This window comes from Mesorhizobium sp. M1D.F.Ca.ET.043.01.1.1, assembly GCF_003952385.1.
Taxonomy (GTDB): Bacteria; Pseudomonadota; Alphaproteobacteria; order Rhizobiales; family Rhizobiaceae; genus Mesorhizobium.
Window position 1 is genome coordinate 692,420 of the sequence record NZ_CP034444.1, and the last position, 19,468, is coordinate 711,887.

The window sequence follows — 19,468 nt, forward strand, 5'->3', positions numbered from 1 at the left end:
GGATCAGGGCCCGGCCGTCTCGGCGACGAAGGCGCGGACATGGGCAATAAACTCGTCGAAGGCCGGCTCGCCTTCAAGCAGAATGTGGTTCTGGCTTTCCAGTTCGAAGAAGCGCGCGCCGGGAATGCCGGCGGCCATTGTGCGGCCGGACTCGACAGGGGCAACGTTGTCTTCCCGCGCGTGCAGCACTAGGGTCGGCACCCGCACCTGTTCCAGGAGCTCGCTGACATCGATCACCGAGAAGGCGCTTTGCAGACGGAAGGCATCGTCCGGAGACACGGTGCGCAGCATCAAGTCGTCCATCCAGGCGAAATGCTCGTGCGTAGCGCCGGGGATGAACATGGAGCAGAAAACCTGGCGGAACATCGGGTTCTGCTTACCCCACCCCTCGCGCATCAGCGTCGCGATCGCCTCGCGCGTCGCGATCTCACCGGCATCGCCGCGCGCCCGCCAGCCTTTGACATAGCCGCCGTAGAGGATCATGCCCGATACCTTTTCGGGATGGCGTATGGCGTAGGCGATCGAGACCGCGCAGCTCTGTGAAAGGCCAAGCAGGGTGAAGCGATCGAGCCCCGCCGCCTCGACCACGCATTCGAGGTCCGACACCATGGTGTCGAACGAGACGTCGACCACGTGGCGTTGCGACAGTCCGTTGCAGCGCTCGTCGTAGCGCACCAGCCGGTTCTCGCGCGACAGTTCCGACATCCAATGGCGCCAGATCGGACTGTCCCAGTCGAAGGTGAGATGCGACATCCAATGCGCGGCGCGCAGGATGGGCGCGCCGCTGCCGGTCATGGCGTAGGCGAGCCTCGTGCCGTCGCGAGCCCGGCAGAAATGCACGGCGCGGCCGGGATCCTGCGCGGTTGCCGGGCTCTTTGCGGGCGAAGACGATTGCGCCGGAGCAGCGCCGGGTTGCGCAGAGCGTCCCGCGGGCTGGGCGGCGGCCGCCCTCACCTTCTCCCCCAGCGCCTCGACCTCTTCCGCCAGGCCGAGGTCCTCCGGCAGCAGGCGGCGCAGGCGCCGCGCAAGCGGCAGCGCACGCCTCGGCTCGCCAGCCAGGCGCTCGACCAGCTCGCGCAATATGCCAAGCTCGGCGAGCTCGACCTCGCTGGCGACGCCCGTGCGCCAGGCCTGGTATTCGAAGCAGCGCTCGAGCGCGAGATCGGCGAGGAAATCGCCACGGATCGAACCGGCAGCGGCCTCCAGTTCCTCGGTCGACGCCAAGGAAAGATCGCCCTTCAGCAGCGGCAGCAGCCGGGCGTAGTCCGTTGCGAGCTTCAGCGCGACAGTGTTGCGGTCGGCGATTAAAGCGCATTCGTCCTCGCCCAGCACCTGGCGGATCTTGGACAGGCTCCAGCGCAGCGCGCCGCGCGGATCATCGGGAATGTCCCAGAAGATTTCGCAAAGCCGCTCGCGCTGGTGCGCCTTGCCAGTGACGGCGAGATAGGCGAGCAAGGCCCTCGTCTTGCGCGACGGCGGCAGGTCGATGAGTTCGCCGCCACGGGCCACCTGGAAATCACCGAGCACGCATAGATCCAGCAGCCCGGCTTGCGGACTGTCGATCATGCGGCCGGGCGTCCTTCCACTGCCACTACCCCCATCGTTTCCTCATCAGCTCGGCGAGAGAAACCACTCCGCATATCAAAATCAGCTAAAATGCGGAAGTCTCGCTGGCCACCGGCATGAGAAATGCCGATACGGCAAGATGGCTGTGAGGACTGTGTGACGGGTTACATTGGTGGCTGGCGAGGCGCGGTGCAGACGCCGCCAACCTTCCCCCCGTGGGTAGATCAAGCGCTCCGGCGCCTTCGCCAACCACCGGCAATTGCCACCGCCACCAGCACCAGCCCAGCCGCCACCGCGAATGTAAGTCGCGTCCCGCCGGCTACCGCCTCAGGCGCGGCGCCTGCGATATCCTTCGTCCCCGCCGAAAAAGCAAACACCGCGCCCATCGCCGCCGTGCCGGTGATCAGGCCGAGATTGCGCGACAGGCTCAGCATGCCCGACACCACGCCGCGCTCGTTGCTGTCGACATTGGCCATGACGGCGGTGTTGTTCGCCGCCTGGAAGAGCTGGTAGCCGGGCGTCAGCAGGATGATCGCCGCGGCGTAGCCGGCGACGCCGAACAGTGTCGGCAGCACGGAGAGCGCGACGCAGCCGGCGGCCATCAGCGCCAGCCCGGCGGCGACCATCGCGGATGCGCCCCACCGGTCGACGACGCGGCCGGCGACGACGCCGCACAGTGCCGAGACGACCGGGCCGATCGACAGGACGGCACCGACCAGCGCTTCGCTCAGGCCCAGGGCGCGCGACAGGAAGAACGGTCCGACCACAAGCGTCGCCATCATCACCGTCGAGACCAGCGCGTTCATGGCAAGGCTCGGCGCCAGCACCGGGTCGCGGAACAGCGCGGGCTTGACCAAGGGCGACGCCACCTTGCCCTCGGCCCAAAGGAACAGGCCGGCGCAGAGAACCGCGGCGCCGAGCAGCCCGACGTTCAGGCCGCCGAAATGGCCGCGCCCAAAAGTCATCGCCAGCGCGTAGGCGGCGAGCGTCAGCGCAAGCAGGATCGTGCCGAGGGTATCGAAGCGAGCGCGTCCCCTCCTCGCGCCCTGATCTTCCCTCGCCTCGCCCACAGGCAGGAAGCGCCGTGCGGCAAGCATGGCCGCCACGCCGAGCGCGGCATTGACGAGGAAGATCGAGCGCCAGCCGCAAGAAACGATCAGCACGCCGCCGAGCGACGGCCCAAGCGCCGTGCCGGCCGCCGACATGGTGCCGAGCAGGCCCATGGCGCTGCCCGTGCGTTCCTTCGGCACCGTCTCGCCGACGAAGGCGATGGTCAATGCCATCATCACCGCCGCGCCCAGGCCTTGCGCGGCGCGGGCGATTATCAGCAGCGGCAGGGTCGGCGCGAGCGCCGCCGCCAGCGAGGCGGCGCTGAACAGCGCGAGACCCGCAACCAGCAGCAGCCGGCGGCCGACGAGATCGCCCAGCCGCCCGACGCTGACGATGAGCGCGGTGATGGTGAGCAGATAGGCAAGCACGACCCATTGCACCGCCGGGAAGGATGCCGCGAAGGCGGTGCTCAACGTCGGCAGCGCGACATTGGCGATGCTGGTGCTGAGCGAGGAGAGCAGCATGGCAAGCGACAGGCTGGCCAGCGCGCCGGTTGCCGAGCGGCCTGCTGATGCGATGCGTGGACCTGCGATGTCGGCCATGGCTCTTCTCCGGCTCGGTGGAACTTGCCGGGAAGATAAGCACGTGCCTGATGTGGCGGAACACGCAGCATTTGCACTTCATCAGTGCATCAAACGCCATATCACAAAACCAGAACCGTGTTAAAATCGCGCCATGTCGCGACCCGATCTCAACCTGCTCGTCACGCTGGACGTGCTGCTTGCCGAAGGCAGCGTGGCCGGAGCCGCGCGGCGGCTGAAGCTCAGCCCCTCGGCGACGAGCCGCGCGCTGGCGAGACTGCGCGAGGCGACGGGCGATCCGCTCTTGGTGCGCGCCGGGCGCGGTCTGGTGCCAACGCCGCGCGCGGTTGAACTCAGCATGGAAGCCGGCCGGCTGGTGAGGGAAGCGGAGGCCATGCTGCGTCCCGCAGAGCGGCTCGACCTCAAGCGTCTCGCGCGCAGCTTCACGTTGCGCAACAGCGACGGTTTCGTCGAGAATTTCGGCCCTGCCCTGCTGGCACGCGTCGCCGAGGAGGCGCCGGGTGTGCGGTTGCGCTTCGTGCCGAAGCCCGACAAGGACAGCGCGCCGATGCGCGAGGGCAGCGTCGACCTCGAAACCGGCGTGGTCGGCGGCTCGACCGGCCCGGAGGTACGGGCGCAGGCGCTATTCCGGGACCGTTTCGTCGGCGTGGCGCGCATCGGCCATCCTTTAAGCGGAGGCAAGATCACCGCCGCCCGTTTCGCCGCCGGCCGCCACATACTGATCTCGCGCCGCGGGCTGGACCGCGGGCCGGTCGACGATGCGCTGGAGCCCGCCGGTCTGGCGCGGACAATCGCGACGGTGGTCGGCGGCTTTTCGGAGGCGCTGGCGCTTGCCCGCGGCTCCGACCTCATCGCCACCGTGCCCGAGCGCTATACGGGCAAGCTGCGCGAAGGCCTGTTCACCTTCGCGCTGCCGGTAAAGCTCGTCCCGCTCACCATCTCGCTGCTGTGGCACCCGCGCCTCGATACCGACCCCGCGCATCGCTGGCTGCGGGACGTGGTGCGGGAGGTGTGCGGGGGGCGGTGAACCATCTCCCCCCTGCGGCGAGATGGGCGGCAGGCGAAGGATCGCGATGCGTTGGGTTTTTGGTTTTGCGCAATGTCTCGAAACCGGTCCACGCTTTGGGGAGAAGTGCTCAAGCGCCGGCGCCGCCCATGAGACCGGCAATCAGCGTTGCAAGGAAGATGAGCAGCCCAAGCGCCAACCTGTCCAGCCAGGATTTGCGCCTGGCAAGCACTTCGAGCAACCGATCGCCCATGGCACCCTCCCTCGCTCGCATTGGATATTATAGCACGCCTGCATGAGGGTATCATGAAGCGGTTCACAAGCGGCCAGCGCTCTCGCCTTGACCGGAGATTTGGCGCGATGTTGCGTGCGGAAATGCGCCCAAAAAAAGTCAGGTTGAGAACCGGGCCTCAAAATAGCTCAGCCGACGAAAAACGAACTTATTCAAACGGATAGACATATAGGTCCGCATTTGACGACAAGGGGAGCCGAAAAGCCCGGAAATCCGCCATTTCCACGCTTCCGCCTAAAGCAAAGGCGTGATCGCGGCAGGCCGTTTTCAGCCCTTTGCAACAACAAAAAGCGCCCTCTATTGGGCGCTCCGGCCGGCGTTGACAGCGAGGCCCGCCAATGGCACTCCGCAATCACTGGTCACGCCATGACCGTTGCTGTTGGGGACGGACGGGGTTTCAGCAGCTTGGCGGCGGCGCCGGACGGGCGGGCACTGCGCAGTGCACCGCCCGCTCCTGGCCGGGAGCGGCGCGCAGCCCATATTTCAGGCTGGCGCACGGCTGTTAGAGCGTTATCGACGAGCCATTGGCGGCCGTGACGGCGGAAAGTTTCCCGCGCTTTTCGAGCGTCGGCTTTCTGTAGACCTTCTTCATCGAGATTCCCCCTGAAGACGATGCGCGCAAAATGAGCGCCGCGGGCAGCTATTGTCAAGTTTGGACCGCCCGGCGGCTTCAGAACGTGAAGCCGGACGCTGGCGCGGCAGCGGTCGCGGCCGAGAGCCGGTCACGCTTTTCAAGCCTGGGCTTTTCGTAGGTCTTCTTCATCGTTCGTTCCTGCGCGGGTCAACGACCGGCGCAGGTGAACGCGATGCGGCTGCCCTGTCAAGTTTGCCGGGATGCCGTGTCAGCCCGCCTGCTGCAGCCAATGGCGGTCGAAGACATTGAGGATGGCGCGAAAATCATCCGGCGGGATCTGGTTGGCGCCGCCGCCGCTGTCGGCGCCAAGGAACTGCTCGAGCTGCCGGTCGACCGTCTCCGGGTGCTCCACGGCGATGCCGAGGCTCGCCAGGTCGCCGGCGATCGAGCCGCCGGCCGGCAGGTATCCGCCCCATGTTTGGGCGCCGAATGCCGCATCGCGCAGACGCACCAGAAGTATCCTGGTGATCGATGGCAGAGCCTCGGGCCCGATGACGGCGGCGCCGCACATATAGCCGCCGAGCACACTGACCGGCTGCGTCTGCGGGAAGAGGCAGAGAAAGAATTGGGCGTCGCCGCCCACCTCCTTCAGATGCACGTAAAGGCCGCGCTTTGCCGGGTTGACCGGGCCGCCGAGCAGCAGCTGCCCGGTCGGCAAGATCTCGCGATAGGTGGCGGCAAGGCCATGCGCGCCGGGCCCGGCCTCGATCGACAGGCGGCCCTTGATGAGCTGGCCGCGATAATAGGGCGACCAGGCGCGCGAATAGCAGGCATAGGCCCCGGCAAGCCCGGAGCCGAGGCTGCGCTCGTCATGCGTGGCGGCCTCGAACTGCATGCCGGCGCGGCGCTCCAGTTCGCTGCTGCCGATGCCGTGGCGGGCCGCGATCGCGGCGGTGAAGCTTGGCAGGTCGCTCTCGGCGATCCAGGCACCGGGCTGTTCCAGCTCGAGCAGCTTCGCCCAGTCGTCATAGACGCTCACCTGGCGCGGCCGCGCGCGGCCCTGCAGCCATTTGTCGGCTCGGCCGAGATCGAACGCCGTCTTCGGGTTGACGGCGCGGAACGCCGCCGCCAGGTCCTTGCGGGTCACGGTTCCCAGCAAGGCCGACGTCAGTCTCAGTTTTTGCGCGATATGCTGCGCCATGCGACAAGCCCCTCGATGTTTTTGCCGCTAGAGCATTTCGGCGTTTGGCAGGGAATCGCCGAGTTGTTCCAGCCATTCGGTCTAGCACGCCGGCAAACGGACTCCATTCCCGGCCATGGCAATTTTCCACCGCCTAATATTCCAGGAAATCCAGAGAATTCCATAGCCTTCCGCACACGCTGCCTTTGCCGCCGGGCAGCCGGCGCTAGGGTCGCCGCCGGGGTGGGTGCAGGGGAGCTGTCATGAAAGTCGTTCTATCCGCTCTTGTCCTCACGCTTGCGCTGTCGCCGGCCGTCGAGGCCAAGACGAAAACTCTGGTGACCGAGACAAAGATCAACATCGAGAAGAAGCGGCCGCCGCTTGACCAGACGTCCACCGGTGGAATCGCGCTTGCCGGCACTACGACGGCGTCGCAAGGCGATCCAGGCCAGGCCTATCCGCCTGCGCTGGACCTGCATTTCTAGAAGCAATCCGGGAAAATTGCCCAGCGGTTTCCGTCCGGAATAGCGCAAAAACAAAGGGGAGCCGTTCCGGAAGACCACGTGGCGGTTTCCGGTCCCCGATCGGCGAGGAAAAACGACCGGCAAAAGGCCGGACCAGACAGCCACCCGGCCAGCCTGAGGGTTGGGGGGCTTGGCGCCGCCGCGGGGGCAGGCGCCCGCCCGCGCGGATCGCCAAGCTGCGGTTCGCGCGGGCCATGCCAATCCCGGCCAATTCTTGCCGCGCCGCCATCGGGGTCGCCGCCCTGCCGTTCGATCTCCCGGTCGAGATCGAGGCCGAGGTGATGATCGATCGATAGGAAGCGTCACCCCGCGGCCGCCTGCAGCTCCTTCTTGCGGGCTGTACGCCGCCGGCGCGGACGGCGCTGGGGGGTGAGCTTCAGCGCCACGACCGGTTCGCTCGAAAGGGCGCCTGCCACCGCGTCGACCATGCCGTAGGCGACGAAATCTGCGTTGAGGTCGCCCGCCAGTTTCGCCGCGGCCTCGGTGTCGCCATTGCCGATCTCCGACCAGAAGACGATGCCGACCCTCAGCTTCGGATTGAGGCGCTTCAGCCGTCGCACCACGAAGCGCGCGTGCTTGGTGGATTGACGGTTGAGGAAGCCGATGACGGCCGCGTCGACGGTGTCCAGGTCGAGGCGGCGGATGCCCAAGGGCTCAAGGTCGATGAAGCTCGCCCTCGACGTCTCGGCGCCCTGCACTTCCAGGACCTGCGCCAGCATCGCGGAGGCGGCATCGTCGAGCTCGCCGCGCCCGCCGGCGCAAAGCACGGAAATGCCGGATCCGTCCGGCAGGTCGACCTCCTCGGCATCGGCGTCTTCCTTGCCCTCGGTTGCCTTGCCTTTGGGGGCCTCCTCGCCGGAAGCCGGCTGTTCGTCCTCCTCGGCGTCTGCTTCCTCCTGGGCGCTGTCGTCGAGATTGGCAACCAGCGTCAGCGCGCTCTCGGCCACCTGCTTCCGCTGGTCGTCATCCATGACGCCGCGCATGCGATCCTGCTCGGCAAGCAGCAGTGCGGGGACGGCTACCTGATCATAGAACTCGAACAGGTACTTTTCCTCGAGCATCTCTTCGGCATGATCGGTCGCCTCCTCCGGATCGCTGGCAAGAAGCCGCTGGTAGAGCCTTGCATGCGGCTCCAGCACCGGCTCGTTGCCGAACAGCACATCGAGGAACTCGAATTGCGGCACGTGTCGGCCGAGCACGACAAGACAGACGGTGAGCGGCGTCGACAGCACCAGGCCGATCGGGCCCCAGACCCAGGTCCAGAAGATCGCCGCGACGATGATGGCGAGCGGCGAAAGTCCGGTATGGGAGCCATAGAGCCAGGGCTCGATAACATTGCCCGTGATCAGCTCCATGACGATGAAGAGGGCGCCGGTCCACAACAGCAGCGACCAGCCGGGCGCCACGGCCAGCGCCAGGAAAAGCGGCAGCAGCGCGCCGATGATCGGGCCGATATAGGGGACGAAACGCAGCGCAAGCGCCAGCATGCCCCAAAGCAGCGCATTGGGGATGCCAAGCACCCACAGGCCGATGGTGATCGGTATTGCGTAGACGATGTTGACCATCAGCTGCATCAAAAGATACTGGCCGACCCGCTTGCCGGCATCCTGCAGCGCCTGCGTGGTTCGGTGGAGATCGCCATAGCCGACGAGACGGATAAAGCGGTCGCGCAGGTCCTCCCGCTCCATCAGCATGAAGATCACGACGACAATGACCAAGCTGGCCGAGGCCAACGGGCTGATGAGCGGCGCGACCAGGTTCTGCAACACTTCGAGCGGCTTCTCATGCGAGACGATCTCGACCGGGATCGGATCGCGCTTCGGCGCCTCGGTCGCCGAGGGCAGTTGCGGCTCCTGGCGGTCTATCTCCTGGCCGACGCGCTCGATCACCCCGCTCAATCGCGAAATGATGCCGCCGCCAAGCCCGCTTTCCTTCAGCGCGCGGATCTTGGTCAGGATGTTGATCTGGTAGACGGGGATGTTCTGGGCGAGGTCGCTGACCTGGCTGGCGACGACAAAAGAAAACAACGCAAGGGCGGCGAACGCGCCAAGAACGCTGGCGATGACCGCCGGAAGGCGCGGGATGCCGACGCGCTTCAGCGCCGAGACGACCGGAGCGATGGCGAAGGTCAAAAGCAGTGCCACCGCGATCGGCAGGAACACCTCACGGCCAAAATACAGCGCCGCGACCGTGGCGACGACGGTGGCGACAGTCGGCAACGCCGTGCGCGGGTGGCCGCGCGAGGCCGCAAGCAGGCCCGCCAGCCCCGGTTCGGATGCGCGCGTGCCATTTTGACGATTGCCCGCCACCTGAAGCCTCCACCCTGCCCCGCCATGATTGGCGATATTTCGCCGGCGTGCAACGCGCGGAGCGGGGGATGGTTGCGCGGAGCGGCTGGAGATTGGCGAAAGCGCCAGTGAGAGCCGGTCTCCCTCGCAGGAGGGGAGATCGGCAGATCACGGCGCGCCGGCGCTCGCGCGAGGTCCCCCTCGTCTACTTAACCGGGATCATCAGATGAGCGTAAGGCGTGCCCGGCCACATCACATAGGGCTTGGCCGTGTCGGGCTTCGGGTCCGACGGATAGCCCGCCATCACATCCATGGCGTTGACGATCATCACGTGTGGACCGGTCTCAATCCAATTGTTGCCCTCCGTCGGCGCCGTTGCATACGGATCGGTGTTGCTGCCGTCGGTGCCGCCGGACAGCATGTACATGAAGCCGACCTTGCCCTTGGGCGGGTCCTTCTTTTGCAGCCAGGCCATGGCCCATTCCATCGCGTTGGCGTCGCCGCACATCGGGTCGGGGCCGGGCGAGGCCGGATTGTCGGGCATGCACCAGAAGCCGTTCTTGCCCTCGCGCAGGGTGCGCATGGCGCCCTTGGCATCCATGGCGTAGATCGCGGCGCCGCTGGCCACGGCCGCGGGCGCGGCGGACTCCGCGCTCTTGATCAGCGCAGCGTCGTCATCGGCGGCTGCGCCTTGCATCGCAATCAAACTCCCCGCCGCCAAAAGGGCAGCGACCGTCAGAAGCCGTTTCATGGCCATTCTCCGGTTTCACGTTGATCTCTTGTGCATGATGTCGGACGCACGGCTTTCCCGAGCCGTTTGTCGGTGTTAAAATTTTAACAGATCGCCTGCAGGCGGACAATTATGCCTTAGCTACCACTAATGCGCTGAGCTGCCTGAAAGTTGGCGAAAGCGGCTGAGCGCGCGATCTCCTCCCAAGCGGGGGAGATGTCCGGCAGGACAGAGGGGGCGCGAAGGAATGAGGCCTCGATCAACCTGTCCGCGCCAGGAATCCTATGCTGGTCTGGGAAGCGCAATCGGCTGATGGGCCGGCAGGACAGCGCCCCCTCTGCCCTGCCGGGCATCTCACCCACAAGGGGGAGATTGGCAGCTCCAGCGTCTCGCGCCCTTATTCGCTGCCTCCCCTTATGTTGCGCTGCGTTAGATTTGTTGCATTGCAATATGACGGTGCAGGGCCGAGGCTTGCCCCAAGGCGGGATACGAACGAGCGTTGCGAGGTTCGCCTTCGTGTCAGCACCATCGCCGGACTTTCGGCCAGACATTGAGGGGTTGCGTGCGCTGGCCGTGGCGGGCGTCGTCGCCTTCCATTTCGGCCTCACCGCGCTGCCCGGCGGTTTTGCCGGCGTCGACATCTTCTTCGTCATCTCCGGCTACCTGATCACCCGCCAACTCGTCACCGAGATTTCCGGAACCGGCCGGCTCGACTTCCTGCGCTTTTACGCCCGGCGTGCGCGCAGGCTTTTGCCGGCGGCGCTTTTCGTCATCGCGGCGACCCTTGCCGCGGGCGCGATCATCCTCTCGCCGGAGGAGCAGACGCTCTATTCCAAGGGCGCGATGTGGGCTTCGGCCTATATGATCAACCTGTGGCTGATCCGCTGGTCGTTCGACTATTTCGCCAACGACGCCGCCAACAATCCCTTCATCCATTACTGGTCGCTGTCCGTGGAGGAGCAGTTCTATCTCGCCTGGCCGGCGCTGTTGATGCTGGCGGCGTGGCTGAAGCCCGGCAAGCGGACGATCATGCTTGCGATCGGCATTGCCGGCCTCGTCTCCTTCGCGGTCTGTGCCTGGTTGACCACCATATCGCAGCCCTGGGCATTCTATTTCTCGCCGCTGCGCGCCTGGGAATTCGCCGCCGGCGGGCTGGCCTCGATGGCGCCGGCATGGCTGCTCCAGAAGCGCCCGTGGCTTGCCCTGGCGCTCAGCCTGGCCGGACTGGCGATGATTGCTTTTGCTTACCTGACTTTCAGCGAGGAGGCTCCCTTCCCCGGTTTCCTGGCGCTGGTGCCGGTTGCCGGCACTGTCCTTCTCTTGCTGGCGGGCGCGGCCGGCGCCAGGGTCGGCGTGAATGCCGCCCTGGCGCTGCCGCCCTTGCAGTGGGTCGGAAAGCTTTCCTATTCGCTCTATCTCTGGCACTGGCCGGTGATCGTCTATGCCGGCATGCTGGTCGAGGAGCTGACTTTTCCCCAACGCCTTGCCTGCCTCGCGCTGACGCTGGCGCTCTCGGCGCTGAGCTACCATCTCATCGAGAATCCGATCCGTCGCAACGGCTGGCTTATGGCCAATGCGGCGCGGGCGCTGGTGCCGGCCCTCCTCCTGACCGGCACCGGCGTCGCAGCCGCCTACGGCAATGCGGCACTTGCGGTGCGTCACCAGGACCCCGAGCAGCGTGAGATCGCGGCGAGTGCCGCCGAGCCCGCAACCGCGCGCGCCGAAGCCTGCGTGGAGGGTTACGACACGGTGACGCCGAAGCCGTGCACGTTCGGCAATGGCCGGCGCATGATCGCGCTGTTCGGCGATTCGCATGCCGATCACTGGTCGACGCCGCTGATCGAAGCGGGAAAGAAGAACGGCTACCGCGTCGAGACCTGGCTGAAGAGCTCGTGCCGGCCCTCGCGCTTCTCCTTCTTTGTCGCCAAGCTCAACCGCAACTACCGCGAATGCGACCAATGGCGCGAGCAGGCGATGAAGGAGATCATCGCGGCCAAGCCTTCGCTGGTGGTGATCTCGGAGCTGGCGCTGACCTCCTCGCGCAAGATGGCGGCCGGCAAGGGCGAGCCGGACACGCCGGACGCCGTGTGGCAGGCCGGCCTGCGCTCGACGCTGACGACCTTAAGCAAGGCCGGACTGAAGATCGCCTTCATCCGCGACGTGCCGTTCAACGACGAGAACATCGACACCTGCGTGGCGAGGGCGCTGTGGCGCAACAAGACGCCCTCGCTCTGCGACCAGACGCGCAGCTATGCCGCCAACGACGCGATGGCCGCGGTCGAGCGCGAGATCGTCGACAGCGTGCCTAACGCCTCCTATGTCGACCTCACCGACCGCTTCTGCAACGCCACCACCTGCCACGTCTTCATCGACGGCCAGCTCGCCTTCCGTGACCAGCACCATCTGGCCACGCCGTTTGCGGAATCGCTGGAGCCTGAGGTGGAAAGACGTGTAATTTCGAAGGTGGGCAGGTGAAGTTGCCAATCTCCCCCTTGTGGGGGAGATCAGCAGTTGCCGTCCCCTCACCCCTCCACAACGACAAAATGCTTGGTCACCGGCTCGAGGATCTTCCAGGTGCCTTTGAAATCGGCCTCGACCACGAAGGCGTCGCCGGGGCCAACCTCTACCGGCTCGCCGCCGTCCGGCGTGATGACGATGCGGCCGGCGATCATATGCACGAATTCGTAGTCGGTGTAGGTGGCATGGTAGGTGCCGGGCGAAGCGCGCCAGGTGCCCGACATCACCTTGCCGTCCTCGCTGGTGTGCTGGACGGCGGTCTGCATGGTCGGCCTGCCATCGACGACGATCCAGCCCGGCAGGTCGCCGGCCTCTGCATGCTCGACGGCGCCGAATTTGAGGATTGTGGGCCTGGTCATAAGGGGACTCCTGCGGTTGGGTTGGGATTGTCAGGGTAGATAGCGGATCGGCCTATGGGTCGCTCGCGAGGCCGCGACACAGCGCGCCGGTATGGCAACGAGGCGCCCACGAGGATCAGCAGTTTCAGCGTCGCTCGCACTCCGAACGCACATTTTCTGGGAACACCGCCCGACCTGAAACCGTTTACCCGTCGAAGGGGCATCCATCGAAACCCTCGAAGAGGAGGCAGCGATGAAAAAGCTTATGTTTGCTTCGATGATCGCCATCGCCTCGGCGTTCGCGATCGCGCCGGCCAGCGCCGGCAGCGTCCAGTTTGGTATCGGCGTCGGCCCGTCCTATGACCCGTACTACGGAGATGACTATGGCGGGTATTACCCTCACCGCTATTACCGACACGTCTACGATGACGACTACTACACTCCCTATCGTGAGCGTTATGTGGTTCGCTATCATAACCGGTATTATGGCGATAATTGCCGGGTCAAGATCGTGAAGCACTGGCGCCATCACCACCGCGTCATCGAAAAAATCCGTATCTGCGAGCGCTGATAGAGCGGTGCCCGCGATCGGCTGATCTCCCCGCGGGCGAGATGGCCGCCCGCCCATCCCGGCGATGGGCGGGCGAATATTAGTGAGCTGCCTCCGGCACGTTTATGGGGTGATCAACCTCAGGAGGAGGTAGCCATGAAAAAGCTCCTGCTCGCCTCCGTAATAGCCATTGCGTCCGCGGCCGCCATGATTGGCCCGGCCAATGCCGGCCGCCTCGAGTTCGGTACCGCCCGCGAATATTACAGCTACAGGCCACACTACTACCGGAACCATTACTACTTCCGGCACTACAGGCGTTGCCACGTCGAGTATGTGAGGCACTGGCGTCACCATCCACAGGGTCTACGAGGCAATCCGCGTCTGCAGGTATTGAGCCTGACTGACACGGCAAGCCGGCTTCTAGCCGCTTTTGCAACCCATCGTTGAGGGCGAGTGTCACGCTCGCATCGGCGAACATTAGCGACCGGGAACATAGGCTTCCTGCGGCGCGTTTATCCGATGATCAGCCTTCAGGAGGAGGTTGCCATGAAAAAACTGTTACTTGCTTCGGTAATTGCCATCGCCTCCGCGGCAGCCACGGTCGCGCCTGCGGACGCACAGTTCTTCGGTCCGTTCGGTCCGTTCGGCGGCTTCGGCCCGTCTCCATTCTACGGCGGTCCGTTCTACGGCGGCCCGTTTTACGACTATGGCCCCCGCTATTACGGCCAGCGCTACTACGGTCCCCGCTACTACGGCGGCCCCCGATACCTGATGCGCTATCCGCACCGCTACTACAGGCATCATCATCGCCGCTGTCACCGCGAATGGGTGAGGCATTGGCGTCATCACCACCGGGTGGTGGAACGCGTGTGGGTGTGCGGATATTGACGAGGCTACAGCTTCGTCATCCTAGAGCGAACAAGGAGCGACGCGACGCGGCGCAGGCCCGAGGATGACGAAGCGAGGGGCGGTCCGCCACGTCACCGCCTTGCAAATCCCATGCAAAATGCCATCTAACTCCCGGCATACCGGGAGAAACACGTGACGCAGCGAAGCGGCAGCGCCGACCTGCCGCTGCATGGCGGGCGGGTCCCGAAATGGCTGGGCGAGCGCATGACGCGGCTCGGCGCGGTGCTGTGCGAAGCCATCATCCACCATTACGGCCGCGACGAGCTTCTCAGGCGCCTGGCGCACCCCTTTTGGTTCCAGTCCTTCGGCGCCGTGATGGGCATGGACTGGCATTCCTCCGGGATCACCACCTCCGTCATCGGCGCGCTGAAGCGCGGGCTGAACCCGCTGGCCGGCGGGCTCGGCGTCCATGTCTGCGGCGGGCGCGGCGCGCATTCGCGCAAGACGCCGGGCGAATTGCTCGCCATCGGCGACCGCGTCGGCCTGAACGGCGAGGCGCTCGCCACCGCCAGCCGCCTCGTCGCCAAGGTGGACAGCGCCGCGGTGCAGGACGGCTACGACCTTTATCTGCACGGCTTCATCGTCACCGATGACGGGCGCTGGGTGGTGGTGCAGCAGGGCATGAACGGCGACGCCCGCCAGGCGCGCCGCTACCACTGGCTGTCGGAGGGGCTGACGAGCTTCGTCGACCAGCCGCATGCGGCGATCGAGGGCGAGCGCCAGGGCGAGATCGTCAACCTCACCGACCGTCGCGCGGAAAAAGCGCGTGGAAGCCAAATCCAGCTTCTGAAAACCATGAGCCCGGAAAAGATCCTAACCGAGCTTGCCGTGCTGGAGCCGCAACCGGAGCCCGAGCCAGCCGCGCAGCCGCTGCTGCCCAACCTCGTCATGCCCGCGCATCACGACGTGCGCGAGAGCGACATCGTCATGCGCCGGCTGCACGGCAACATTTCCGCCGCGATCGAAAGCGGCCCGAAGGATTTTCCCGAGCTGCTTTTGGTCCCCGGCGTCGGCCCGCGCACGGTGCGCGCGCTCGCCATGGTCTCGGAAGTGGTGCACGGCGCGCCCTACCGCTTCTCCGACCCGGCCCGCTTCTCGCTCGCCCACGGCGGCAAAGACCGCCACCCCTTCCCCGTGCCGCTGAAGGTCTATGACGAGACGATCGCGGTGCTGAAATCGGCGGTGGGCAAGGCGAAGCTCGGGCGGGAGGAGGAACTGCAGGCGCTCAAGCGACTGGATGGGGAGTCGCGCCGGATGGAGCGCTATGTGACGGGGCCGAGCCTGAAGGAGATCGTGGCGGGGGAAATGGACCAGTCGCATTTGCTGGGCGGGCGGAGCGTGTTTGGGTGGGAGCCACCACCGGAGGGCGGCGAGAAGCCAACCTCCAAAACTACCCACATCGCACTCCGCAAATAACATCGAAGGCAGCGGGCTCAGCGCCGAGCGTCTGTGATCTGGCGACAGTCGCCGGGCTCAGCGATGCTCACGATTCTGCTGACGGACCCAACGCCACACAGCCGCGGTCCCAACCACAAGCGCAGTCAGCCCCGCCGAAAAGAACAGCCAAAAGCGGAATTGCAGCGACGCGAGTTCCGGTTGCCACGCGGGGAACTGCGACAACCAGGCAAGCGTGACCGCCTGCCCGAAAGCGAGCAACGCTACGACCAGCGATACAAAAACAATCGCGAGATAGGCCGGAGACTGTTTCGTCATGGCGCCCATGCCTTCATGTCTTCCGCTCCAGCAGCCGCATCTCCTCCTCGGGCTTCACATAATGGATCAGCCCCGCTTTTTCGGACAGGACCATGATCCCTCGTTCCAGATAGCCAAGGACTTCCCTGGGGTACTCCTCGGAATATTCGTCGGTATCCATGGAGCAGACAACGACGCCTTCGTTCCCTTCCCAGACGAGGATCTTGTCGCCAAGTCGGGCAAGGGTTCCGTCAGGGTATTTCATTGGAGCTCCGCAGGAATGGCACCAGCGCCGGCTATATTTGGTTGCTTCTACTCTAAACGAGCAACTGCTTGCGCATTCGATCAATCGCTATTTGCAGAGCCTCGTCGGCAGATGCAGCTTGATACTCATCGCCATCGACGAGCAGGTTGGAGGCAAACTGAATTTCGTGATCGGAGCCGCCCTCGGGGTGCTCGCTGAAAGTCGGGGTGACTCGAAACAGGTCGTAGTCGAACAGCCTGATCTTGTACCTGCCTTCTTCATCGGCAGATTTCAGCGCTTCGAGGCGAAAGCGTTGGTAGTGTTCGGACGCTATCGCGAACTCCAGTTCGATGGTCTTTTCCAGGTTCCAACGCTTCATCATTGCCTTAGGTACCTGTTGACGGCGACCAGGCCGCGTCAAAGCGGGTTCGTATTGATAGATATCTGTATTTTGGAAGTTTTTATCCGGCAATCAGCAACTATGGTTATTGTTCAACCACCCTCACCCCGCCCGCCTCCCCATCATCCCGTAGTGCACCGCCAGCAGGTCCAGCCCGAGCTTCAGCAGCTTCATCACCACGTCGCGCCCCTCGCCGCTGCGTTCGGCGATGGCCTTCACCGACTGGCCTTCGAGGCAGATTTTTCGCACCACTTCGGCCACCTCCCAATGGGCAAGCGCGGCCGCGGCGTGGGTATGCGCGCGGCCGGCCGACAGCACGCGGTCGGGGACGCCGCCGCCCACCCGGCCGCCGTCGACACGCTCGCTCCAGGATTGCGGCTGCAGGCCCTCGCGCTGGCTGCGCTCGAAATCGTCGCGAAAGCGTTGACCGGCTTCGCGCTGCTGGCCGGTGAGCGAGGTGATGCCGGTGAGTGGATCGACATTGCGCAGGCGCACGATGCCGCCGGTGGAGGTGTAGCCGCCGTTCGACACCTCGTAGACGCGGCGCGCCTCGGCGGTGCCATTGCTGAGGCGCTGGCGGCCGAAGCGGTCTTGCTTCAGCGCGAAATCGTGGCCGACCTCGCGGCGAATGCGCACCTGCTCGGCCTCGCCCTTGGGGAGCTTTGGCGGCTGGGGTTTTTTCGGGGCTTTGCGGGCCATGGGTTGGTCCTTGTGTGGGTGTGGGTAGTTGGAGAGGTCGGCGCGAGGCGCCCCCCTCTGTCCTGCCGGACATCTCCCCCTCAAGGGCAGGGCTATCGCATATGGGTGATGGCCTGGATGAGATAGCCGTCATTCCAAGCGCATTTCTTGATGCGGTGACTGATGGGGACTTTATCGACATCTGCGGCCTGAAGGAGATTTCTGGCGATGCGGTTGAGGAGGGCGGTGTTGGCGGGGGCGTTGTCCTTGCGGGCACGGGATTGATCCTCGTCCAGATGAACATCCAGCATCCAGTGCAGGCCGTTCTCGATCTGCCAATGGGCTCTGGTGAGCTCGAGGGCTTGCTGGGGTGACAGCAAGGTGGAGGCCATGAACAGGCGCGTCAGCGGCTTGGCCTGGTCGCGCCGGCTGGTGATGCGGATGAAGGCTTTGTGGCCGGCCATCAGCGGTTCAGCCGATACCACGACCTCGGCTTGGCGCCATTCGCTGCGGCCATGGCTGGTTTCGGTCCGCTCCGCGACTGCGGGGGCGGTCTCGGCCAGATGGCGATTGGCGTGGCCGACCCAATGGCGACGATTGCCTTTGAGCGCGAGCAGGTAGTCGCCGCCCCGTTCGGTGATGGCCTTTGCCATGCGCGTGTGACAGTGGAGCGCATCGGCTGTGACCAATCGTCCAGTAAGATCAATAAGTTCGATGACTTTGAGGGCGGCCTCGACCTCATTCTCTTCCTCGCCGGGCGAGACCGCCGCCAAACATAGCCGCGTCTCGGCGGCAAAAGCCGACACCGTCAGGGGAGGACTGGCTGCAAGGCCTTTCTCGTAGGCTCGCCGCAGCGCCTTGCCGTCGAGCGAGACCACTTCCTCACACGCCCGCGCGAAGCCCGCGGCAAAGGCGGCAAAGGCACGGCTGAACGCCTCCGGATCGAGCAGCCGCAGCAGCCGCGAGAAGGTATCGTGGCTGGGCGCCACCTCATACGCGATCAACCGCGACAGCGCCTGCTTGCGCTCTTGCGCGAACAACGAGAACTCCGTCGCATTGCTCGCCCCGCACAGGCTCGCCGCGATCATCATCACGATCAAATCGCCAAGCCGATGCGTGGCATTGCCGGCGCGCGGATCGGGTAGCGCGCCGAAATAGCTCTCAAGGCTGGAAATGGCAGTCTCTCCCTCGTTCGACTGCCTGCCCAAAGAATCCCTTCTCAGGCCAACTTCAAGTCCCAAAAAGCCATATGCGATTCCCCTGCCCTCAAGGGGGAGATCAATCTCTTCGCGGCTTTCGCCAATCACCGACGCTGCAGGAAAAAGCGCGGCGGGCGAAGCTGCCGATCTCCCCCCTCATGGGGGATCAGCAGTTCCCGCGCCTCGCCTCTCACATCCCCCTCCCGCGATGGCCGTGGAACCGCGCATGATGATGCGCGCAGTAGGAACGCGTTCCAGTCGTGCGCAGGCCGCAGCAGAGCATGTCCGGCCCCGGGCGCGCGCCGGGCGGGTCGTCCTCGGGCTCTTCGCGCAAGGCGAGGTCGATCGGCGCGCGGCAGCGGCCGAACAGGCAGTCGAGGAAACGCATGGCCGCGACATGCGGCTGTCGGCCGGGATTTACCCGGGGCGGCGGCGCGGGGAGCTTGTAGAGCTGAGCTTCGGATTTTTGGCGCTCGCCGGGGGAGAGCCAGGCCGGCGGCAAGGCCCGCGCAGGCTTTCGCGCTTTGGGTTTTTTGGGCGGGGTGCGAGCGGTGACGATGCTGTTTGTCTGTGCGGAGAGTTCGTACACGGAGAGGTCGGCGGGACAGCGCCCCCCTGTGCCTTGCCCGTCCTCCGCAGTAGCTGCGCTGCAGCTGCGGGAGGTGGACCGGGCATCTCCCCCACCTGGGGAGAGATTGGCAGTTCCAGCCTCGGCGCCTTCCAACAGTTCGGCGTATCTCGAAAGCGCTGCCGGCTCTGACAGCGTTACCCCTCCGGCCGCCACCCTGCCCCGGCGGCCCGGCCGGTCCGGCCGCGCGTTCTTCCTCGGCCGGCCGCCGGCGCGGCCGCCTTTCGGGTTGGCGAAGCCGATCGCGCGGAGACCCGCGTTGCGGTGCACGATGCCGATGATGGCGTTGCGAGAGACCGGGCTGCCGCGCAGGGCGCTGAAACGGCCGGCGATGCGCGAGGCCGAAAGCCCCTCCTTCAGCCAGGCGGCGATCGCGTCGATTTCCATTTCGGTGTAGGCGGCTGCCATGTCTCATTCCAGTTGCTTGCGAAGGGCTTGGGGGAAGGCCTTGGCTGGGGCCAAGCGCCAGGCTTCGGCCGCGAGGCCGTTGATCAGGTCGGG

The 19,468-nt window shown here is 65.4% G+C and carries 21 protein-coding genes and 1 pseudogene; 7 read left to right on the forward strand and 15 right to left on the reverse strand.

What is annotated here, in order from left to right; all coding sequences use genetic code 11:
- Positions 1-3 precede the first annotated feature (3 nt).
- A complete protein-coding gene (locus EJ067_RS35050; RefSeq protein ID WP_245468150.1) occupies positions 4-1,566 on the reverse strand; it encodes an alpha/beta hydrolase in 1,563 nt (520 codons plus the stop codon).
- Between the two features lie 224 nt (positions 1,567-1,790).
- Positions 1,791-3,218: an MFS transporter gene (locus EJ067_RS03555; RefSeq protein ID WP_126084701.1), complete on the reverse strand. Its 1,428-nt coding sequence runs from the start codon at positions 3,216-3,218 to the stop codon at positions 1,791-1,793.
- Positions 3,219-3,351: 133 nt separating this feature from the next.
- On the opposite strand from EJ067_RS03555, the gene EJ067_RS03560 reads away from it, so the two are divergent.
- A complete protein-coding gene (locus EJ067_RS03560; protein WP_126084702.1) occupies positions 3,352-4,245 on the forward strand; it encodes a LysR family transcriptional regulator in 894 nt (297 codons plus the stop codon).
- Between the two features lie 109 nt (positions 4,246-4,354).
- On the opposite strand, the gene EJ067_RS35625 is transcribed toward EJ067_RS03560, so the two are convergent.
- The 3 genes from EJ067_RS35625 to EJ067_RS03570 form a co-directional block, all read right to left on the reverse strand.
- Complete coding sequence (locus EJ067_RS35625) at positions 4,355-4,477, reverse strand: hypothetical protein (protein WP_281058966.1); 123 nt, start codon at positions 4,475-4,477, stop codon at positions 4,355-4,357.
- 541 nt (positions 4,478-5,018) lie between these two features.
- The gene (locus EJ067_RS03565) at positions 5,019-5,108 is read right to left on the reverse strand and encodes a putative RiPP precursor (protein WP_126084703.1); all 90 of its coding nucleotides are present in this window, start codon (positions 5,106-5,108) and stop codon (positions 5,019-5,021) included.
- A 250-nt stretch (positions 5,109-5,358) separates the two neighbouring features.
- Complete coding sequence (locus EJ067_RS03570) at positions 5,359-6,291, reverse strand: hypothetical protein (RefSeq protein WP_126084704.1); 933 nt, start codon at positions 6,289-6,291, stop codon at positions 5,359-5,361.
- 242 nt (positions 6,292-6,533) lie between these two features.
- On the opposite strand from EJ067_RS03570, the gene EJ067_RS03575 reads away from it, so the two are divergent.
- The gene (locus EJ067_RS03575) at positions 6,534-6,755 is read left to right on the forward strand and encodes a hypothetical protein (protein ID WP_126084705.1); all 222 of its coding nucleotides are present in this window, start codon (positions 6,534-6,536) and stop codon (positions 6,753-6,755) included.
- Between the two features lie 341 nt (positions 6,756-7,096).
- Here the strand turns inward: EJ067_RS03575 and EJ067_RS03585 are convergent, their stop codons facing one another.
- Together EJ067_RS03585 and EJ067_RS03590 are read right to left on the reverse strand one after the other, a co-directional pair.
- A complete protein-coding gene (locus EJ067_RS03585) occupies positions 7,097-9,103 on the reverse strand; it encodes an AI-2E family transporter (RefSeq protein WP_126084706.1) in 2,007 nt (668 codons plus the stop codon).
- A 184-nt stretch (positions 9,104-9,287) separates the two neighbouring features.
- Entirely contained in the window at positions 9,288-9,833 is a 546-nt protein-coding gene (locus tag EJ067_RS03590; RefSeq protein ID WP_126084707.1) for a hypothetical protein, read from the reverse strand.
- 537 nt (positions 9,834-10,370) lie between these two features.
- Here EJ067_RS03590 and EJ067_RS03595 point away from each other — a divergent pair.
- Positions 10,371-12,287: an acyltransferase family protein gene (locus EJ067_RS03595; protein WP_245468151.1), complete on the forward strand. Its 1,917-nt coding sequence runs from the start codon at positions 10,371-10,373 to the stop codon at positions 12,285-12,287.
- A 47-nt stretch (positions 12,288-12,334) separates the two neighbouring features.
- On the opposite strand, the gene EJ067_RS03600 is transcribed toward EJ067_RS03595, so the two are convergent.
- A complete protein-coding gene (locus EJ067_RS03600; protein ID WP_126084709.1) occupies positions 12,335-12,688 on the reverse strand; it encodes a cupin domain-containing protein in 354 nt (117 codons plus the stop codon).
- Between the two features lie 232 nt (positions 12,689-12,920).
- On the opposite strand from EJ067_RS03600, the gene EJ067_RS03605 reads away from it, so the two are divergent.
- The 4 genes from EJ067_RS03605 to EJ067_RS03620 all read left to right on the forward strand — a co-directional run bounded on the left by EJ067_RS03605 (position 12,921) and on the right by EJ067_RS03620 (position 15,542).
- A complete protein-coding gene (locus EJ067_RS03605; RefSeq protein WP_126084710.1) occupies positions 12,921-13,238 on the forward strand; it encodes a hypothetical protein in 318 nt (105 codons plus the stop codon).
- A gap of 135 nt (positions 13,239-13,373) precedes the next feature.
- The gene (locus tag EJ067_RS03610; RefSeq protein WP_348639516.1) at positions 13,374-13,664 is read left to right on the forward strand and encodes a hypothetical protein; all 291 of its coding nucleotides are present in this window, start codon (positions 13,374-13,376) and stop codon (positions 13,662-13,664) included.
- A gap of 99 nt (positions 13,665-13,763) precedes the next feature.
- Positions 13,764-14,105 (forward strand): hypothetical protein, encoded by a 342-nt coding sequence (locus EJ067_RS35630; RefSeq protein ID WP_126084711.1) that lies wholly within the window; start codon positions 13,764-13,766, stop codon positions 14,103-14,105.
- Positions 14,106-14,258: 153 nt separating this feature from the next.
- Positions 14,259-15,542: a DUF763 domain-containing protein gene (locus EJ067_RS03620; protein WP_126084712.1), complete on the forward strand. Its 1,284-nt coding sequence runs from the start codon at positions 14,259-14,261 to the stop codon at positions 15,540-15,542.
- A gap of 57 nt (positions 15,543-15,599) precedes the next feature.
- Here the strand turns inward: EJ067_RS03620 and EJ067_RS03625 are convergent, their stop codons facing one another.
- The 7 genes and pseudogenes from EJ067_RS03625 to EJ067_RS03655 all read right to left on the reverse strand — a co-directional run.
- The gene (locus EJ067_RS03625; protein WP_126084713.1) at positions 15,600-15,848 is read right to left on the reverse strand and encodes a hypothetical protein; all 249 of its coding nucleotides are present in this window, start codon (positions 15,846-15,848) and stop codon (positions 15,600-15,602) included.
- A gap of 4 nt (positions 15,849-15,852) precedes the next feature.
- Positions 15,853-16,083, reverse strand: coding sequence for a hypothetical protein (locus EJ067_RS03630; protein WP_126084714.1), 231 nt, complete (start codon positions 16,081-16,083; stop codon positions 15,853-15,855).
- 52 nt (positions 16,084-16,135) lie between these two features.
- A complete protein-coding gene (locus tag EJ067_RS03635) occupies positions 16,136-16,444 on the reverse strand; it encodes a hypothetical protein (RefSeq protein WP_126084715.1) in 309 nt (102 codons plus the stop codon).
- 120 nt (positions 16,445-16,564) lie between these two features.
- Positions 16,565-17,161 carry a DUF6456 domain-containing protein gene (locus EJ067_RS03640; protein ID WP_126084716.1) on the reverse strand — a complete coding sequence of 199 codons (597 nt, stop codon included), beginning with the start codon at positions 17,159-17,161 and terminating at the stop codon, positions 16,565-16,567.
- 92 nt (positions 17,162-17,253) lie between these two features.
- On the reverse strand, positions 17,254-18,348 hold the full coding sequence (locus EJ067_RS03645; RefSeq protein ID WP_245468096.1) for an ISAs1 family transposase: 1,095 nt from the start codon (positions 18,346-18,348) through the stop codon (positions 17,254-17,256).
- Positions 18,349-18,529: 181 nt separating this feature from the next.
- On the reverse strand, positions 18,530-19,237 hold the full coding sequence (locus tag EJ067_RS35060) for a GcrA cell cycle regulator (RefSeq protein WP_245468284.1): 708 nt from the start codon (positions 19,235-19,237) through the stop codon (positions 18,530-18,532).
- Positions 19,229-19,375: pseudogene (locus tag EJ067_RS03655) on the reverse strand (GcrA cell cycle regulator); the annotation flags it as partial. The gene EJ067_RS35060 and the pseudogene EJ067_RS03655, both read right to left, overlap by 9 nt.
- Positions 19,376-19,468: the final 93 nt, after the last annotated feature.

Bases quoted from the DNA above. Each gene is read 5' to 3' on its own strand.
- EJ067_RS03575 (WP_126084705.1), top strand. From the start codon at position 6,534: ATGAAAGTCGTTCTATCCGCTCTTGTCCTCACGCTTGCGCTGTCGCCG.
- EJ067_RS03570 (WP_126084704.1), bottom strand. From the start codon at position 6,291: ATGGCGCAGCATATCGCGCAAAAACTGAGACTGACGTCGGCCTTGCTG.
- EJ067_RS03610 (WP_348639516.1), top strand. From the start codon at position 13,374: ATGAAAAAGCTCCTGCTCGCCTCCGTAATAGCCATTGCGTCCGCGGCC.
- EJ067_RS03555 (WP_126084701.1), bottom strand. From the start codon at position 3,218: ATGGCCGACATCGCAGGTCCACGCATCGCATCAGCAGGCCGCTCGGCA.
- EJ067_RS35625 (WP_281058966.1), bottom strand. From the start codon at position 4,477: ATGGGCGATCGGTTGCTCGAAGTGCTTGCCAGGCGCAAATCCTGGCTG.
- EJ067_RS03640 (WP_126084716.1), bottom strand. From the start codon at position 17,161: ATGGCCCGCAAAGCCCCGAAAAAACCCCAGCCGCCAAAGCTCCCCAAG.
- EJ067_RS03600 (WP_126084709.1), bottom strand. From the start codon at position 12,688: ATGACCAGGCCCACAATCCTCAAATTCGGCGCCGTCGAGCATGCAGAG.
- EJ067_RS03590 (WP_126084707.1), bottom strand. From the start codon at position 9,833: ATGAAACGGCTTCTGACGGTCGCTGCCCTTTTGGCGGCGGGGAGTTTG.
- EJ067_RS03605 (WP_126084710.1), top strand. From the start codon at position 12,921: ATGAAAAAGCTTATGTTTGCTTCGATGATCGCCATCGCCTCGGCGTTC.
- EJ067_RS03565 (WP_126084703.1), bottom strand. From the start codon at position 5,108: ATGAAGAAGGTCTACAGAAAGCCGACGCTCGAAAAGCGCGGGAAACTT.
- EJ067_RS03635 (WP_126084715.1), bottom strand. From the start codon at position 16,444: ATGATGAAGCGTTGGAACCTGGAAAAGACCATCGAACTGGAGTTCGCG.
- EJ067_RS35630 (WP_126084711.1), top strand. From the start codon at position 13,764: ATGAAAAAACTGTTACTTGCTTCGGTAATTGCCATCGCCTCCGCGGCA.
- EJ067_RS03625 (WP_126084713.1), bottom strand. From the start codon at position 15,848: ATGGGCGCCATGACGAAACAGTCTCCGGCCTATCTCGCGATTGTTTTT.
- EJ067_RS35050 (WP_245468150.1), bottom strand. From the start codon at position 1,566: ATGATCGACAGTCCGCAAGCCGGGCTGCTGGATCTATGCGTGCTCGGT.
- EJ067_RS03630 (WP_126084714.1), bottom strand. From the start codon at position 16,083: ATGAAATACCCTGACGGAACCCTTGCCCGACTTGGCGACAAGATCCTC.
- EJ067_RS03560 (WP_126084702.1), top strand. From the start codon at position 3,352: ATGTCGCGACCCGATCTCAACCTGCTCGTCACGCTGGACGTGCTGCTT.